This window comes from Rahnella sp. AN3-3W3 (assembly GCF_003263545.1).
GTDB classification, from domain to species: domain Bacteria; phylum Pseudomonadota; class Gammaproteobacteria; order Enterobacterales; family Enterobacteriaceae; genus Rahnella; species Rahnella variigena.
Window position 1 is genome coordinate 1 of sequence record NZ_JYDG01000010.1, and the last position, 16985, is coordinate 16985.

Annotated in this window: 14 protein-coding genes; 7 read left to right on the forward strand and 7 right to left on the reverse strand. The window is 52.2% G+C overall.

The features are described 5' to 3' along the window. The 3 genes from fghA to UC15_RS04175 all read right to left on the reverse strand — a co-directional run. Nucleotides 1-764, reverse strand: a 764-nt coding sequence (gene fghA / locus UC15_RS04165) for an S-formylglutathione hydrolase (RefSeq protein WP_112287267.1), incomplete at its 3' end; no start/stop codon positions are given. Nucleotides 765-775: 11 nt separating this feature from the next. Continuing rightward, entirely contained in the window at nucleotides 776-1900 is a 1125-nt protein-coding gene (locus UC15_RS04170) for an S-(hydroxymethyl)glutathione dehydrogenase/class III alcohol dehydrogenase (protein ID WP_112287268.1), read from the reverse strand. A 44-nt stretch (nucleotides 1901-1944) separates the two neighbouring features. Beyond that, on the reverse strand, nucleotides 1945-2874 hold the full coding sequence (locus UC15_RS04175; protein ID WP_112287269.1) for a LysR family transcriptional regulator: 930 nt from the start codon (nucleotides 2872-2874) through the stop codon (nucleotides 1945-1947). Nucleotides 2875-3073: 199 nt separating this feature from the next. Between UC15_RS04175 and UC15_RS04180 the strand changes: the two genes are divergently transcribed. From UC15_RS04180 to mglC, 7 genes are all read left to right on the forward strand, one after another. Then, nucleotides 3074-4201, forward strand: a complete 1128-nt coding sequence (locus tag UC15_RS04180) for a YbfB/YjiJ family MFS transporter (RefSeq protein ID WP_112287270.1) — start codon at nucleotides 3074-3076, stop codon at nucleotides 4199-4201. 126 nt (nucleotides 4202-4327) lie between these two features. After that, nucleotides 4328-4993, forward strand: coding sequence for a GTP cyclohydrolase I FolE (folE, locus tag UC15_RS04185; RefSeq protein ID WP_112287271.1), 666 nt, complete (start codon nucleotides 4328-4330; stop codon nucleotides 4991-4993). 114 nt (nucleotides 4994-5107) lie between these two features. Beyond that, nucleotides 5108-6262 carry a DUF418 domain-containing protein YeiB gene (gene yeiB / locus UC15_RS04190; protein WP_112287272.1) on the forward strand — a complete coding sequence of 385 codons (1155 nt, stop codon included), beginning with the start codon at nucleotides 5108-5110 and terminating at the stop codon, nucleotides 6260-6262. 270 nt (nucleotides 6263-6532) lie between these two features. After that, nucleotides 6533-7576 carry an HTH-type transcriptional regulator GalS gene (gene galS / locus UC15_RS04195; protein WP_112287273.1) on the forward strand — a complete coding sequence of 348 codons (1044 nt, stop codon included), beginning with the start codon at nucleotides 6533-6535 and terminating at the stop codon, nucleotides 7574-7576. A gap of 249 nt (nucleotides 7577-7825) precedes the next feature. Next, entirely contained in the window at nucleotides 7826-8824 is a 999-nt protein-coding gene (gene mglB / locus UC15_RS04200; protein ID WP_112287274.1) for a galactose/glucose ABC transporter substrate-binding protein MglB, read from the forward strand. 368 nt (nucleotides 8825-9192) lie between these two features. Then, complete coding sequence (mglA, locus tag UC15_RS04205; RefSeq protein ID WP_112287275.1) at nucleotides 9193-10728, forward strand: galactose/methyl galactoside ABC transporter ATP-binding protein MglA; 1536 nt, start codon at nucleotides 9193-9195, stop codon at nucleotides 10726-10728. A gap of 18 nt (nucleotides 10729-10746) precedes the next feature. Continuing rightward, complete coding sequence (gene mglC, locus UC15_RS04210; protein WP_112287276.1) at nucleotides 10747-11757, forward strand: galactose/methyl galactoside ABC transporter permease MglC; 1011 nt, start codon at nucleotides 10747-10749, stop codon at nucleotides 11755-11757. Nucleotides 11758-11865: 108 nt separating this feature from the next. Here mglC and sanA read toward each other — a convergent pair whose 3' ends face one another. The 4 genes from sanA to UC15_RS04230 form a co-directional block, all read right to left on the reverse strand. Beyond that, nucleotides 11866-12783 (reverse strand): outer membrane permeability protein SanA, encoded by a 918-nt coding sequence (sanA, locus tag UC15_RS04215; protein ID WP_112287277.1) that lies wholly within the window; start codon nucleotides 12781-12783, stop codon nucleotides 11866-11868. Between the two features lie 227 nt (nucleotides 12784-13010). After that, nucleotides 13011-14708 (reverse strand): NAD-dependent malic enzyme, encoded by a 1698-nt coding sequence (locus tag UC15_RS04220; protein ID WP_112287278.1) that lies wholly within the window; start codon nucleotides 14706-14708, stop codon nucleotides 13011-13013. Between the two features lie 158 nt (nucleotides 14709-14866). Beyond that, nucleotides 14867-15751 carry a cytidine deaminase gene (cdd, locus tag UC15_RS04225; protein ID WP_112287279.1) on the reverse strand — a complete coding sequence of 295 codons (885 nt, stop codon included), beginning with the start codon at nucleotides 15749-15751 and terminating at the stop codon, nucleotides 14867-14869. Nucleotides 15752-16049: 298 nt separating this feature from the next. Continuing rightward, the gene (locus UC15_RS04230) at nucleotides 16050-16784 is read right to left on the reverse strand and encodes an arginine ABC transporter substrate-binding protein (RefSeq protein WP_112287280.1); all 735 of its coding nucleotides are present in this window, start codon (nucleotides 16782-16784) and stop codon (nucleotides 16050-16052) included. Nucleotides 16785-16985 lie beyond the last annotated feature (201 nt).

Below are 16985 nucleotides of genomic sequence, written 5' to 3' on the forward strand. Positions count from 1 at the left end.
GCGCGCAACTGTAAAGGCCAGCCGCGCTGACGGGCGATTTCTGCCAGCTTTGACGGCTGCAACTGATCCGCCAGGAACTGATCGTCGTCGCCCTGATCAACTAAAATCGGGAACGTTTTCTGATCCGCAGGCAATGCACTCAGCAGGTGGCAACTGTCGTATTGCAGCCACTGGCTTTCGTCATCCCCCAGATACGCAGTGAAAGCTTTACGCCCCCACGGCACCTGAGCCGGGTTCACAATCGGTGCAAACGCGGACACAGAACAGAAACGCTGGGGATTACGCAACGCCAGCATCAGCGCGCCGTGGCCGCCCATCGAATGGCCGAAGATTGACTGCCGGTCGCTGACCTTGAAATGCCCGCTGATCAGCGCAGGCAACTCATCGAGCAGGTAATCGTACATCCGGTAATGCGCTGCCCACGGCGACTGCGTGGCGTTCAGGTAAAAACCTGCGCCCTGACCGAGGTCGTAGCCTTCGTCGTTGGCGACACCTTCACCGCGCGGGCTGGTGTCCGGCATCACCAGAATCAGCCCCAGCTCAGCCGCGACGCGCTGCGCCCCGGCTTTAAGGGTGAAGTTTTCATCATTACAGGTCAGGCCCGACAGCCAGTACAGTACCGGCGGCGGTGCATCGTCTTTTGCCGGTGGCAGATAAATGCTGAACGTCATGCTGCAATTCAGGCTCGCAGACGTATGACGGTAGCGCTGCTGCCAGCCGCCAAACATCCGGTGTTCTTCGAGTAGTTCAATCGAGCTGCTCATCGAAACATTCCTTACTTATTAAAATGAATAACCGTGCGGATAGATTTCCCTTCGTGCATCAGGTCAAACGCTTCGTTGATTTCTTCCAGCGGCAGGGTATGGGTGATGAAATCGTTCAGGGCGAATTCACCGTCCATATAACGCTGCACAATGCCCGGCAACTGGCTGCGGCCTTTCACGCCACCAAATGCGGAACCACGCCATACACGACCGGTCACCAGCTGGAACGGACGGGTGGAGATTTCTTCACCGGCACCGGCCACGCCGATGATGACGGATTCGCCCCAGCCTTTGTGGCAGCATTCCAGCGCGGAACGCATCACGTTGACGTTGCCGATACATTCAAAGGAGAAGTCCACGCCGCCGTCGGTCATTTCAACGATCACTTCCTGAATCGGCTTGTCGTAATCTTTCGGGTTGATCAGATCTGTAGCGCCGAGTTTACGTGCCAGATCGAACTTGCTGGTGTTCAGATCGATACCGATGATGCGGCCTGCGCCGGCCATCACTGCGCCGATAATCGCTGAAAGGCCAATGCCACCCAGACCGAAGATCGCCACGGTGTCGCCTTTTTTGACTTTAGCCGTGTTCATTACCGCGCCCATGCCGGTGGTCACGCCGCAACCGAGCAGACACACTTCTTCCAGCGGCGCTTCTTTGTTGATTTTCGCCAGGGAGATTTCAGGAACAACGGTGTATTCGGAGAAAGTCGAAGTGCCCATGTAATGGAAAATCGGCTTGCCGTCTTTGAAGAAACGGGTGGTGCCGTCCGGCATCAGGCCTTTACCTTGTGTGGTGCGGATCGCCTGACACAGGTTGGTTTTGCCGGATTTACAGTATTTACACTCGCCACATTCCGGCGTGTACAGCGGGATCACGTGGTCGCCGACGGCCAGGCTGGTGACGCCTTCGCCAACGGCTTCAACGATACCGCCGCCTTCATGACCGAGGATTGCCGGGAAAACGCCTTCCGGATCTTTGCCGGACAGCGTGTAAGCGTCTGTATGACAAACACCGGTGGCGACGATACGCACCAGCACTTCGCCTTTTTGTGGTGGCATCAAATCGACTTCTTCGATGGACAGAGGTTGATTCGGGCCCCAGGCGACGGCCGCACGCGTTTTAATCATTTCCATTATGTAGCTCCAGTCAGGTGTTTTTTACTTAATCAGATTTCAGGTTAATACGTCGGATGCAAAGCCGGGTCATGTTCGCCAGCCAGCGGGTGTTTCAGTAACGGGATCACACCGTCATTCTGTTCAATAATCAGTTCTTTCAGCGCCCGGACATTCGGGCTGAACGCATCCCTGCGCCAGATAAGCCAGGTGGCGGTATCGGCGAATTCATCCGGAATTTCGTGAATTTCTACCCGTTCGTGCCCGGGCAATTGTTCCAGCACCGAACGCGGGATCATCGCGATACCCGCACCGCTGGCGACACAGGCCATCATTGAATGATAGGACTGGATCTCCATTGTGTTGGCAACCGGCACATTCATATGCTTAATCCAGCCCTGCAACCGCTGGCGGTAGGAACAGCTCGGGCGAAACGCAAAAACGGTATGACCGCTGCGACCGGCGGGCACGTCGAGCGGTGATTCGCGCAGCGGACTGATCACCACCATGCGTTCGTGAAAAGAGATACAACCGTTGATGTCGTCAAAATCGATCGGGCCATCAACCAGCGCCGCCGCGAGACGTCCCGCCCGCACGCTGTCGATGGTTTCACCGGACGTGGCGGTCACCAGCGACAATGCCACCTGCGGGAATTTCTGATGATAGGCCGCCAGCAACGAAGGCAGACGCGTTGCTGCCGTGCTTTCCATCGAGCCCAGCGCGAAGTTCCCGGCAGGTTCTCCGGCATGTGTGATGCTCATGGCTTCATCACTCAGCGCCAGAATACGTTCGGCGTAGTTAAGGAAGTTGTGACCCATCGCGGAAAGGCGGATGCGCTGTTTTTCACGGATGAACAAATCTGTACCCAGTTCGAGTTCGAGCTGGCGTAAACGGGTGGTCAGGTTTGATGGCACGCGGTGTAACTGCTCTGCCGCACGCGCCAGCGAACCGGTTTCCGCTACGCAGCAAAACATCCGTAACTGAGTCAGATCCATTATGGGTTCCTGTGTTCTCTTATCGTAAGCAAGTTGGTTTGTATTATTCAGTTTTCGTGATTGTACTCATAAGGCATCATAGCCACAACTTCCAATTAACTTTCTTTTAAGAAATCTGCTGTTTTCGGCAACAGGCTTTGAGTATGTTTATTCATTGTTTCTGATATGTTGCATCGCGGTTTCTTCTGACGGAGCAGTTATGGCTTTTCGTATTGCATTAAGTGGTTTTCTGGCTTTTGTGGTCGCGATGGGTATCGGGCGCTTCGCCTTTACGCCGCAGGTTCCTTTAATGATAGCTGAACATCAGTTCAGCCTGACCGGCGCCGGGCTGGTCGCGGCCTTCAACTATCTTGGTTATCTGTGCGGCGCATTCGATGGAATGCGTGCCAGCAAACATCTCGAACGCCGTCTGTGGCTCGGCGTGTGGGGCGGGGTAGTTCTGACGTTATTATCCGCAGTGATTTCCGGTGAAGTGCTGCACAGCATTGTGCGCTTCATGATTGGCTGGACCAGCGGCTGGGCGATGGTAATGGTGTCGGCGTGGTGTAACGAACGGCTGGCGCATTATGGCCGTCCGGCACTGAGTGCGGCGGTTTTCGCCGGGCCAGGGGCGGGAATTTTTCTCAGCGGCACGTTAGCGGTCGGTATCCACAGTTTGCAGCTGAGCTCGGCGCAGGCCTGGTGTGTCTACGGCGTGCTGGCGCTGATTTTTGTGGCGATTATCACCCCGAACCTGCCGCGCAAAGGCGATCTGCACCGTTCCCATGTGGCGACGGAACCGCTAGTGATGACGCCTGCGCTGAAACGTCTGGTGTGGAGTTACAGTCTGGCGGGTTTTGGTTACATCCTTCCGGCGACGTTTTTATCGCAAATGGCGAGTGCGCGTTTTCCTGACAGCCTGTTCGCGCAGTTCGTCTGGCCGGTGTTTGGCGGCGCGGCGGTTATCGGTATTATCATCGGCATTCTGACCCGGCACCGCCTGACGACGCATAAACGTCTGGCGCTGACATTATGGGCGCAGGGGCTGGGAATTTTATGTGCGGAAGTGGTGCCGGGCGTGACCGGTCTGGTGCTCGGCGCATTGCTGACCGGCGGCGGTTTCCTCAGCGTGGTTCAACTCGCTTTGCAGTGCAGCCGTGAACTGGCGCCGAATCACAGCCGTTATATGGCCGGATTGCTGACCACCGGTTACGCCGTCGGTCAGTTATTTGGCCCGGTTCTGTCGGCAATTTCTACCGCGCTGACGCATCAGCTGGAGCCTGCGTTGTACGTCGCGCTGGCTGGTTTCATTATTGCAGGGGCGCTGGTCTTCCGGCATAACCGATAAGTTGCAGCTATTTCATCCATCATGAAACACTATCACTGGATTCTGAACCGGCTCTCCTCTACAGTAAGCCACCTCACTTTAGCGTGATCTGCGTCAAAGTGATTACATCTGCCGGAGAAAGAAAGAATGCCAATCCTGAGTAAAGAAGCCAATTTGGTTCACGAGGCCCTGTTAGCCCGTGGTCTGGAAACCCCTCTGCGTGAAGCTTTGCCGATCGACAATGAAACGCGCAAGCAGCGGATCCAGGAACATATGACCGGTATCATGCAGCTTCTTAATCTGGATCTTTCCGATGACAGTCTGGCGGAAACGCCGCACCGCATCGCCAAGATGTATGTGGATGAAATCTTCTCCGGGCTCGATTACGCCAACTTCCCGAAAATCACCGTCATCGAAAATAAGATGAAAGTGGATGAAATGGTCACCGTGCGCGACATCACGCTAACCAGCACCTGCGAACACCATTTCGTGACCATCGACGGTAAAGCGACCGTGGCGTACATCCCGAAAGACACTGTGATTGGCCTGTCGAAAATCAACCGCATCGTGCAGTTCTTCTCGCAGCGTCCACAGGTTCAGGAACGTCTGACCCAGCAGATTCTGGTGGCCTTGCAGACCCTGCTCGGCACCACCAACGTGGCGGTTTCCATTGATGCGGTGCATTACTGCGTGAAAGCGCGCGGTGTGCGTGACGCGACCAGCGCAACGACCACGACGTCTCTGGGCGGTCTTTTCAAATCCAGCCAGAATACGCGACAAGAATTTTTAAGAACCGTAAGACACGCCAGCTAACAGCAGCGTTTTAAACAGTCAGACACTTTAATATTGCGGCACCTTCAGGGTGCCGTTAGTCTGTCTGGAGCCCGCACAATTATCAGCTCCTTACCGTTAACAGGAACGCCAGGTATGCGCTCACGTATTGCCACGCTCGACTTTGCCCGTGGTCTCGCCATTTTTGGCATTCTTCTGCTCAATATCAGCGCCTTCGGGTTACCGAAAGCCGCTTACCTGAATCCGGCATTTGCCGGTACTCCCTCGACTTCTGATACCTGGACATGGGCGGTGCTCGACGTCGTGGCGCAGGGCAAGTTCCTGATGATGTTCGCCATGCTGTTTGGCGGCGGACTGTATTTGTTGCTGCCGCGTGGTAAACACTGGATCCAGGCGCGTCTTTCGATTCTGTTGCTGTGCGGATTTTTACACGCGACCTTGCTGTGGGATGGCGATATTTTGCTGTCTTACGGACTGATCGGTCTGGTGTGCTGGCGGATGGTGCGGGAAGGGCGCAGCAGTCAGTCGCTGATTTCCACGGGCATTATTTTGTATCTGATTGGCGTGGCGGTACTGGCCATGCTCGGGCTTATCAGTTCGCCCAAGCCCGGCAGTTTCTGGCTTCCGGGACCGGCGGAGATTCAATATGAACAATACTGGCGGCTGAAAGGCGGCTGGGAAGCGATTCAGAACCGGCTCGATTTGCTGTCGTCGAGTCTTCTGGCGATCGGCGCGCAATATGGCTGGGAACTGGCGGGCGCAATGCTCATAGGTTCCGGTCTGATGCGCAGCGGCTGGCTGAAAGGCGGATTTCGTCCCTCGCATTACCGTAAAGTTGCCGCAGTACTGTTACCGCTTTCATTGCTGATACAAATCCCGGCGATTTATATGCAATACCGCACCGTCTGGGACTACCGCTGGAGTGGTTTTTTATTGCAGGTGCCGCGTGAAATTGGCTCACTGATGCAGGCCGTCAGTTATCTGGCGCTGTGTTACGGCTTCTGGCCGCAGATCTCCCGCTGGCGACTGACGCGCTGGGTATCAATGATTGGTCGCACGGCGCTGACCAACTATCTGTTGCAGACTCTTATCTGCACCACCTTTTTCAACATTTTCGGCTTCTACCAGCACTTCGACCGCTTGCAACTGGTGGCGCTGGTGCCGATGGTCTGGGCATGTAATCTGCTGGTGACGCTGCTGTGGTTGCGCCGTTTCAGTCAGGGGCCGGTGGAATGGTTATGGCGTCTTCTGACGGCGAAAGCCGCAGGCGAAGAACTGAAAACCACCTGAGCCTGAGGTCGATACATCATCCTAAATGATGGATTTGGGATGAAGGTTGCAAAATTGTATGTAAACGTTTTCTTTCCTGTGACGAGATTCACGCAGGCGTTTTCACAAAATGATTAGGATAGCGGTCGTGCCAGTCCGACGACCACTACACTAATAAAGGAAACGCCATGAGCACTTCACCTCGCTTCTCTTTGTCTGCATTTTTTACTTCCTGGGTCAAAAACTTCCGTATTCCTCCTTACCATTCTCTGGCTGATCACGGAGCGACGCATGGTCACCATTCGTGATGTCGCCCGGCTGGCGGGCGTTTCTGTCGCCACCGTTTCACGTGTTCTGAACAATCCGGCAATCGCCAGCAAAGAAGCGCGCGAACAAGTTTTACAGGCGGTCGCCACGCTGGGATACCGGCCAAATGCCAATGCGCAGGCGCTGGCAACTCAAACCAGCGACACTATCGGCGTTGTCGTGATGGACGTTTCCGATCCGTTTTTTGGCGCGCTGGTGAAAGCGGTGGATACCGTTGCACAGCAGCATCAGAAATATGTCCTGATAGGTAACAGCTATCATATTGCCGAAAAAGAAAGGCATGCTATTGAGGTTTTGATTCGACAACGCTGTAACGCGCTGATTGTGCATTCCAAAGCACTGGGCGATGACGAGCTTTCCCGCTTTATGGATCAGGTTTCCGGCATGGTGCTGATTAACCGGGTTATTCCGGGCTACGAACACCGTTGCGTCTGGCTTGATAACGTCAGCGGTGCGGAAATGGCGACCCGTTTACTGCTATCTCAGGGGCATCAGCGCATTGGTTATATCGGTTCCAGTCACGGAATCGAAGACGATTTGCAGCGTTATCAGGGCTATTCACAAGCAATGACGCAGACAATGACGCAGGCACATCAGAGCGGTGATGCGCCACCTGCCGCATGGCGGGCGCAAAGTTCGCCGGATCTGCAGGGCGGGGAGGCGGCGATGGTGGAATTGCTTGGCCGTAATTTACATCTGAGTGCGGTGTTTGCGTATAACGATTCGATGGCGGCGGGTGCGATGGCCGTGTTGAAAGAAAACGGAATTAACATTCCAGACGATTTTTCTTTGATTGGTTTTGATGATATTCCGATTGCCCGTTATACCAGTCCGAAGATGACGACGGTGCGCTATCCGATCGTTTCTATGGCAACACTGGCAACCGAACTGGCGCTAAAAGGTGCGGCAGAACAGCTATCTGCGGGCGTATCGCATTGTTTTATGCCGACGCTGGTCAGACGCCATTCGGTGTCACCGTGGCAAAATGTGGCGCCCGTCACTTATTGATCAAATAACGCGATGTAACCGTTTTCAATCTGTGAGAACTTTCACAGTTTATTAACATCACGCACATTATGATTCATTCGTTTTCAATATGATTCAATTTGGGTCCGCCTGGCGGACTTGTTTCACAGCGAGTCAGGACGTTATAAGTCAAGGATGGCAGGCACCCGCAAACATAGCGTGGATCTGTACTGCTCCCGCATGGATTTCCGGTGCCACATTCTGTAACACCCTACATAACCGGAGATACAAATGAATAAGAAGGTCTTCACCCTGGCGACTCTGGCTGCAAGCATGATGTTTGGTTTTGCCGCGCATGCTGCTGATACAAAAATCGGCGTCACCGTCTACAAATATGATGACAACTTCATGTCCGAAGTTCGCAAAGCCATTGAGAAAGATGCAAAAGCGTCTCCAGATGTGCAACTGCTGATGAATGACTCGCAAAACAGCCAGTCCACCCAGAATGACCAGGTTGACGTTATGCTGGCGAAGGGTGTTAAAGCGTTAGCCATCAACCTGGTTGACCCGGCTGCTGCCCCGGTAATTATCGAGAAAGCCCGCGGTGCTGGCATTCCTGTTGTTTTCTATAACAAAGAACCTTCCCGTAAAGATTTAGACAGCTACGACAAAGCGTATTACGTCGGGACTGACTCTAAAGAATCCGGCGTTATCCAGGGTGAGCTGATTGCTAAACACTGGAAAGCTAACCCGGCCTGGGATCTGAACAAAGACGGCACCATCCAGTACGTACTGATCAAAGGCGAACCGGGTCACCCGGATGCTGAAGCGCGTACTAAATACGTGATCAGCACCCTGAATGGCAAAGAAGGCCTGAAAACTGATCAGCTGCAGCTCGATACCGCCATGTGGGATACCGCTCAGGCGAAAGACAAAATGGACGCATGGTTGTCCGGTCCTAACGCTAACAAAATCGAAGTGGTTATCGCCAACAACGACGCAATGGCAATGGGCGCTGTAGAAGCACTGAAATCTCATAACAAATCCAGCATTCCGGTCTTCGGTGTGGATGCGTTGCCGGAAGCGCTGGCACTGGTTAAATCTGGCGCAATGGCCGGTACCGTGCTGAACGATGCAAGCAACCAGGCTAAAGCAACCTTTGAGCTGGCTAAAAATCTGGCTGCAGGCAAATCCGCAGCTGATGGCACCAGCTGGAAAGTTGAAAATAAAGTCGTTCGTATTCCTTACGTGGCGGTAGATAAAGATAATCTGTCTACTTTCACGAAATAAGACTGACTTTTAGTTTTATGTAGTAAGCATCAAGACTGACAGACAGCAATAAAGAAAAACAAAGTTAAGCAGTGGCAATTAATATTGCGGTTAAGCTGTAAAAAAGAGTAAGTGTTATACCCAAAATAATTTGAGTTGCAGGAAGGCAGCAAACGAGTGAGTCCCGATGAGCTTACTCAGGTAAGTGATTCGGGCGAATAAGAGCGGCCAACGCATCTGCAACGTGAAGAATGAAGGGTATTGAGACGTTAATGCTTATCTGACAGGACGTCATGTCATGATGCAGCCGGCAGGTTCGCTTGCCGGCTGCATTACTGACATCAGGTATTAATACATCCGTTTATTTTTATCTTTAGCCAGGTACAACTATGGCCGATATTTCGTTATCTGACACAAAAACAGAAAAGCCAGGTGAATTCCTGCTGGAAATGAGCGGCATTAATAAATCATTCCCAGGCGTTAAGGCGTTAGATAATGTGAATTTAAAAGTGCGTCCGCATTCCATCCATGCCTTAATGGGTGAAAATGGCGCGGGTAAATCCACATTATTAAAATGTCTTTTTGGAATTTACAGCAAAGACTCGGGTACGATTCTTTTTCAGGGACAGGAAGTTAATTTTAAAAGTTCCAAAGAGGCGCTTGAACAAGGTGTGTCGATGGTGCATCAGGAATTAAACCTGGTGTTACAACGTACCGTCATGGACAACATGTGGCTGGGACGTTATCCGACCAAAGGCATTTTTGTCGATCAGGACAAAATGTACAAAGACACCAAAGCGATTTTTGATGAGCTGGATATCGATATCGATCCGCGTGATAAGGTCGGTAAATTGTCTGTTTCCCAGATGCAGATGATCGAAATCGCCAAGGCGTTTTCCTACAATGCCAAAATCGTCATTATGGACGAACCGACATCTTCCCTGACGGAAAAGGAAGTGAACCACCTGTTCACGATTATCCGTAAGCTGAAAGATCGCGGCTGCGGCATTGTGTATATCTCTCATAAGATGGAAGAAATTTTCCAGCTGTGTGATGAAATCACCATCCTGCGTGACGGCCAGTGGATTGCCACTCAGTCGCTGGAAGGCCTCGACATGGACAGAATCATTTCCATGATGGTCGGTCGTTCACTCAGTCAGCGCTTCCCGGACCGTCAGAACGTCCCGGGTGAAGTGATCCTCGAAGTCCGTAATCTGACTTCACTGCGTCAGCCTTCGATCCGCGATATTTCCTTTGATTTACATAAAGGGGAAATCCTCGGAATTGCCGGTCTGGTCGGTGCGAAACGTACGGATATCGTTGAAACATTATTTGGCATCCGTGAGAAAGTATCCGGAACCATTAAACTGCACGGCAAAAAAATTAACAATCACAGCGCCAATGAAGCCATTAATCACGGGTTTGCGCTGGTGACTGAAGAGCGTCGTTCAACCGGTATTTATGCGTATCTGGATATCGGTTTTAACTCGCTGATTTCGAACATCCGTCAATATAAAAATAAAGCCGGATTGCTCGACACCGCCCGTATGAAAAGCGATACCCAGTGGGTTATCGATTCCATGCGCGTGAAAACACCAGGGCATAAAACCAGTATTGGCTCTTTGTCTGGCGGGAACCAGCAAAAAGTCATTATCGGGCGCTGGTTATTAACCAATCCTGAAATATTAATGCTGGATGAACCAACTCGTGGGATTGACGTTGGCGCTAAATTTGAAATTTACCAGTTAATCACCGAGTTGGCTAAAAAAGAGAAGGGGATCATTATTATCTCCTCTGAAATGCCTGAGTTGCTGGGTATTACTGACAGAATATTGGTTATGAGTAATGGACAGGTTGCGGGTATTGTTGACACAAAAACGACTTCGCAGAATGAAATATTACGCCTGGCTTCCTTGCATCTCTAATTTTTAAGGGTTCTTATTATGAAAGCATTAAATAAGAAAAGTGTGCTCACTTATTTAAAAGAGGGCGGGATTTATGTGGTACTGCTGGTCTTACTGGCCATTATTATCATCCAGGATCCCAGCTTCCTCAGTCTGGTTAACTTAAGTAACATTCTTACGCAATCTTCTGTGCGCGTGATTATTGCGCTTGGTGTGGCGGGTCTGATTGTCACACAAGGTACCGACCTGTCTGCCGGTCGTCAGGTTGGTTTAGCGGCGGTTGTCGCAGCCACCATGTTGCAGGCAATGGACAACGTCAACAAAGTCTTCCCACATCTGGAAGTGGTGCCGATCCCGCTGGTCATTCTTACCGTGTGTATCGTCGGCGCGCTGATCGGTTTGCTTAACGGTATTATCATCGCTTACCTGAACGTGACGCCGTTTATCACTACGTTGGGTACCATGATTATCGTTTACGGGATTAACTCCCTGTATTACGACTATGTGGGCTCCTCACCGATTGCCGGTTTCGATCCTGCTTTCTCCAAGTTTGCACAGGGCTTTATCCACCTGGGCGGCCTGAAGCTTTCCTACATCACCTTCTATGCGGTCATTGCTATCGCTTTCGTCTGGGTGTTGTGGAACAAAACGCGCTTTGGTAAAAACATCTTCGCCATCGGCGGTAACCCGGAAGCTGCGAAAGTTTCAGGCGTTAACGTACCGTTAAACCTGATCATGATTTACGCGCTCTCTGGTGTGTTCTATGCCTTCGGTGGTTTGCTGGAAGCAGGGCGTATCGGCAGTGCGACCAACAACCTCGGCTTTATGTACGAACTCGATGCCATCGCAGCGTGCGTGGTCGGTGGCGTATCATTCGCCGGTGGTGTGGGTTCTGTGGCAGGCGTGGTAACCGGTGTGCTGATCTTCACCGTCATCAACTACGGTCTGACCTATATCGGCGTCAACCCTTACTGGCAGTACATCATCAAAGGCAGCATCATCATCTTCGCGGTGGCGCTGGACTCTTTGAAATACGCCAAGAAAAAATAAGTTATCGGGTAGTAAAAACAAAAGGCCGCGTATGCGGCCTTTTTGCTGTCGTAAATTCGGAGCTCGATCAACTCCCTCCCCTGCGAAGGGGTGGGAGCTGTGTGGTTTTCACTGCTGGAATGGATTTCTGCCCACCGGTTTCGCCGGTTCAGGTTGAGGAGCGGCATCCTCGGTTTCAGCCTGAGCGGCTTCATTGGCTTTCTGCTCGGCCTTCAATTTTGCCGCTTGTTCTTCGGCGGCTTTATCCGCAGCCGCTTTATCTGCTGCTGCTTTATCAGCCGCGGCTTTGGCGATAGCGGCTTTCTTCTCGTCTTCCAGCTGTTGTTGCAGAGCCAGTAACTGCTCAGGCGTCACCGCCGGATAGCCCTGTGCATCATCAGGAATATTGTGTATCGCAGGGATTGGGATCAACGGGCCAAGGAAGCGCGGCTCGCGTTTAAGCAGATACAAATCGGTCAGCGCGCCCAGACGGGCGAAGATTTCACGGCTGCGGACGCTGAGCATGTTTTTCGGCGAAGGGACGGCAAAACATTGCGCCTGAATCCCCATATGCAACGCGATAAACAGCGCACGTTCACAGTGGAAACGCTGGGTGATGATGATGAAATCGTTGGTGTCGAAGACTTTACGCGTGCGCACGATGGAATCGAGCGTCCTGAATCCGGCGTAATCGAGCACAATGTCGCTGGCGGGGATCCCGGCGGCGATGAGGTCACGTCGCATGGTGCTCGGCTCATTGTAACTTTGCTGCGCATTGTCACCACTGAGCAGTAAGTATTTTACCTTACCGCTGTTGTAAGCATTAATCGCGCCCTGAATGCGGTACAGGTAATACTGGTTGATCACGCCGGTGCGGTAATATTTTGACGTTCCGAGTACCACGCCGACCTGACGATGTGGCAGGGTCTGTACTTCGTCGTAAATATAAGGCTGGGTGCGTAAGCTGATCCACTGATCAAGTCCAATAGCGACAGCCAGCATCAGAATAATGATGCCGAAAACGCCAGCTATAAGTCGCTTAATCATAGGTATCCCTGTTATGACCAGATGGAAATCGTATCCAAGGCTACTTTACCTCTTCGGGGTTCGCAATACGTTGGACTCTGTATCGGCCGGCTTCGCGGGTTTTTTCAGCACTTTTCAGGCAATTACTTTCGAATCTGCGTAATGCGCTGCAATTTAGCGGAAAAAAAAGACCAATGCGCAGGGCATTGGTCTGGATCATGGCCGGTCAGCTTTTGACGAAAATTCTATCAGAAAGAGGTGCGTTTATAGCTGCGGTATTGCGGTGCCCAGAAGTTGTGCTCGATCGCTTTCGACAGCGAATCTTCCGACGTCACCATCGCCACGCCCTGCAACTGTGCGGCTTTGCCGACTTCCAGCGCGATGCATTTAGACACGCCCTGAATATCGTCGACGTCCGGCAGCAGGGAGCCTTTACCTTCGGTTGCCAGCGGAGAACACTCTGCCAGTGTACGGCTTGCGGCCATCAGCATACCGTCAGTGACGCGGGTGGCGCCTGAAGCAATGACCCCCAGACCGATGCCCGGGAAGATAAAGGAGTTATTGCACTGGGCAATAGGGTAAAGCGTGCCTTTATGGCTTACCGGTGCAAACGGGCTGCCGGTGGCCACCAGCGCCGCGCCGTCGGTCCAGTTCAGGATATCGGCAGGCGTGGCTTCTACGCGTGATGTCGGGTTGCTCAGCGGCATTACCACCGGACGCGCACAATGTTTATGCATTTCGCGGATGATTTCTTCGGTGAACAGACCCGGCTGGCCGGATACGCCGATAAGCACAGTCGGCCTGGCGTTACGCACCACATCCAGCAACGAAATGCTGTCATTCGCCATACCCCAGCTTGCCAGTGCGATGCTTTTCTGCACCAGTTTGCTCTGAAAATCCAGCAGGTTTGGCAGTTTGTCGGTCAGCAAACCAAAACGATCCACCATGAAGACTTTTGCACGGGCTTCTTCTTCGCTCAGACCTTCTGATTTCATCTGCGCAACGATTTGCTCGGCGATACCACAACCGGCAGAACCCGCGCCCAGGAAAGCGACAGTCTGATCACTCAGTTTGCCACCGGCGGCTTTGCTGGCGGCAATCAGGCTGCCCAGCGCCACGGAAGCTGTGCCCTGAATATCATCGTTAAAGCAGCACAGCTCATCGCGATAACGTTCGAGGAGCGGCATGGCGTTCTTCTGCGCAAAATCTTCAAACTGCAACAGCACGTTCGGCCAGCGGATTTTTACTGCCTGAATGAACTGATCGACGAAGGCTTCATACTCTTCACCGGTGATGCGCGGATGACGCCAGCCCATATATAGCGGGTCGTTAAGCAGTTGCGGATTGTTTGTCCCCGCGTCGAGCACGACCGGCAGGGTATACGCCGGGCTGATGCCGCCACACGCGGTGTAAAGAGACAGTTTACCAATCGGAATGCCCATCCCGCCGATGCCCTGGTCGCCCAGTCCAAGAATGCGCTCACCGTCAGTTACCACCACGACTTTTACGTGTTGTTTGGTGGCGTTTTGCAGCATGTCATCGATGTGGGCGCGGTTCGGATATGAGATAAACAGGCCACGTGCGCGGCGGTAAATATCAGAAAAGTGTTCACAGGCTTCGCCGACGGTCGGGGTATAAATCACCGGCATCATTTCGCTGAGATGGCTGTCGAGAAGGCGGTAGAACAGTGTTTCGTTGGTGTCCTGAATGTTTCTCAGATAGATATGCTTATCGATGTCGGTTTTGAAATTCTGAAACTGGCGGTAAGCACGGTCGGCTTGTTCTTCGATAGTTTCAACCGCTTCCGGGAGCAACCCGTGGAGGTTGAAATTGCTGCGTTCTTCTTCGGTGAACGCACTGCCTTTATTCAGCAGCGGGAATTCTAACAGGATCGGGCCAGCGTGAGGGATGTACAGGGGACGTTTACTTTCGTATTCAAGTTCCATCGTTTTACTCTTCCGGTATTCAGAATGTTGTTTTTTATATTTCGGAGCGGTGAGGGTAACAGAGAGGAAATAAGGATTTCAAATGACAAATGTAATGACAATGTTATGTAACTAAAGACTCCGCAATTGGAGTCTTTAGTGTTAACCCGCTCACACTATCAGCAGGTCAGCGTGCTAACATCCTGACAGCCCAGCGCGTTTAAGGTGGCGCGTGTGGCATCGTTTTGGGTGATCAGCGCCTCTTTTTGCTCAACCAGCACCGCGCGACGAACGTTCAGGCAATCTTCTCCCGACATATTCAGCAAGATTAATGCGGCCTGTAAAGGAGGCAGGCTTGGGTTAAACGCAGCGTTTTCTGCGTAGCGGCCAGCAAACTGTTTGCCGCTGGATGTTTCCAGTGCCACACCACTGTGCGATTTGCTGTAAGGCGCATGACTCTGGTTACAGGCATCCAGCGCAAGCAGCGCCAGCGCATCAGTCGTATCGGTTTTGAAACCGTGATCGACCTTATCCATCAGCAGGGTGGTGATATCCAGATCCTTCGGTCCGAATGAATGCGGCAGATAATCGCCCAGCGTGGCGACGTCTCTGTCCGGCAGATGAATATTCAGCGCCGTTCCGCTGGTCAGTTCATTCATGAACTGACGGCAGTGACCGCAAGGCGTGTAGTTCACGGTGATGGAAGCCAGACGGGTTTCGCCCCGCAGCCAGGCATGCGTGACTGCAGATTGCTCGGCGTGAACCGTTTGCTGCATTGGCGCACCGGCGAATTCCATATTGGCACCGAAATACAGATTGCCGGAAATACCGCGGGCAATGGCACCGACGTGGAAATGAGAAATAGGCGTGACGGAACAGGCGGCGGCCAGCGGCAGTAAAGCAAAGGCCAGCGCATCGTCATTCAATCCTGTCGCTTGTTTTATCTCTGCAACATCCGCCGCAGAGAACATTGCCGGAAAGTCGTCATGTCGCAGAAATGGCTCAAGCGCGGAGGATAAATTTTCAGGGAGTGCCGCAAAGGCGGTATGAAAACGTGCGTGCATAAACATTCGATCTCGACAGTGATTACGGTTGAACAGTTTAAAAGTCATTCCATGAATGTAGTGTGACGGATATCACTTTTTCGATGTAATAAGTTCTGGCAGATTACATTTTTGAGAGATGTTACGCAGAACAGCCGCCTTTATAGTCCGTTCCCCAAAATCATTCGAGTTGAATCCAGGCGGCAACTGAGTGAGCCCCGGTCACATACATCAGTATGTGGCCGGGGTGAGTGACCAATCTGCCGGGAGCAGATTGGAACGCTGCCAACGCAGCGTCAGCTCGAAGGATGACGGGGGATCAGTGGGACGGGAACCACTTATCATTGATCTTTTGGAATTCGCCGTTGGCTTTGATGCCTTCCAGCGCCGTGTTCAGTTTCGCCAGCAGTTCCTTATTATCAGGACGCACCGCCATGCCGACACCGGTACCAAAGTATTGCGGATCTCTAATCAGTTCACCCACTTCACCGAGATTCGGGTTGGATTTCAGCCAGCCATTTAGCACTGCGGTGTCGCCTAGCAGGCCGTCCAGGCGACCACTTTTCAGATCCAGAATCGCATTCTGATAGCTGTCATACCCGACGGTGGTGATTTCAGGGTGTTTTTCCATCAGGTATTTCTGGTGTGTGGTGCCATTTTCCAGTCCGACGCGTTTGCCTTTCAGGTCAGCGATGGACGCGAACTTGCCTTTTGGCCCGATGATCATCGCGGTATTGGCGTAGTAAGGCTGGGTAAAGGTGACCTGCTTGCTGCGCTCTTCGGTAATGTCCATGCCGGAAATGATCACATCGAAACGACGGAATTTAAGCGCCGGGATCAGACCATCAAACGGCTGATTGGTAAAGGTGCAGGTTTCCTGCATTTGCTTACACAGCGCGTTCGCCAGATCGATATCAAAACCAATAATCTGATTATCAGCACCGATCGATTCAAACGGCGGATACGTGGCGGAAGTACCGAAACGAATAGTATCTGCAGCAGTGGCAGCAAAAGCAGTGGCAGACAAAAGGGCAGCGAGGATCAGCTTTTTCATGCAATACATTCCTGTTCAAAAAATGACATTCCCTTCACGGTACAGTTTACTGATTTTATTAATATAATCGGGTAACTGGCAGGAAGTGAGACCGGTAATTAAAGTGCCATTAAATGAATTTGTATGCAATAAATTTGATTAAAAAATTATAAACTGGCATGGGGCCGGTCTTACAGGCACAAAAAAAGGGACGATTTCTCG

What these genes read in the sequence shown, in the direction of transcription:
- UC15_RS04170 (WP_112287268.1), bottom strand. Translation starts at nt 1,900, where the DNA reads ATGGAAATGATTAAAACGCGTGCGGCCGTCGCCTGGGGCCCGAATCAA.
- UC15_RS04175 (WP_112287269.1), bottom strand. Translation starts at nt 2,874, where the DNA reads ATGGATCTGACTCAGTTACGGATGTTTTGCTGCGTAGCGGAAACCGGT.
- UC15_RS04180 (WP_112287270.1), top strand. Translation starts at nt 3,074, where the DNA reads ATGGCTTTTCGTATTGCATTAAGTGGTTTTCTGGCTTTTGTGGTCGCG.
- folE (WP_112287271.1), top strand. Translation starts at nt 4,328, where the DNA reads ATGCCAATCCTGAGTAAAGAAGCCAATTTGGTTCACGAGGCCCTGTTA.
- yeiB (WP_112287272.1), top strand. Translation starts at nt 5,108, where the DNA reads ATGCGCTCACGTATTGCCACGCTCGACTTTGCCCGTGGTCTCGCCATT.
- galS (WP_112287273.1), top strand. Translation starts at nt 6,533, where the DNA reads ATGGTCACCATTCGTGATGTCGCCCGGCTGGCGGGCGTTTCTGTCGCC.
- mglB (WP_112287274.1), top strand. Translation starts at nt 7,826, where the DNA reads ATGAATAAGAAGGTCTTCACCCTGGCGACTCTGGCTGCAAGCATGATG.
- mglA (WP_112287275.1), top strand. Translation starts at nt 9,193, where the DNA reads ATGGCCGATATTTCGTTATCTGACACAAAAACAGAAAAGCCAGGTGAA.
- mglC (WP_112287276.1), top strand. Translation starts at nt 10,747, where the DNA reads ATGAAAGCATTAAATAAGAAAAGTGTGCTCACTTATTTAAAAGAGGGC.
- sanA (WP_112287277.1), bottom strand. Translation starts at nt 12,783, where the DNA reads ATGATTAAGCGACTTATAGCTGGCGTTTTCGGCATCATTATTCTGATG.
- UC15_RS04220 (WP_112287278.1), bottom strand. Translation starts at nt 14,708, where the DNA reads ATGGAACTTGAATACGAAAGTAAACGTCCCCTGTACATCCCTCACGCT.
- cdd (WP_112287279.1), bottom strand. Translation starts at nt 15,751, where the DNA reads ATGCACGCACGTTTTCATACCGCCTTTGCGGCACTCCCTGAAAATTTA.
- UC15_RS04230 (WP_112287280.1), bottom strand. Translation starts at nt 16,784, where the DNA reads ATGAAAAAGCTGATCCTCGCTGCCCTTTTGTCTGCCACTGCTTTTGCT.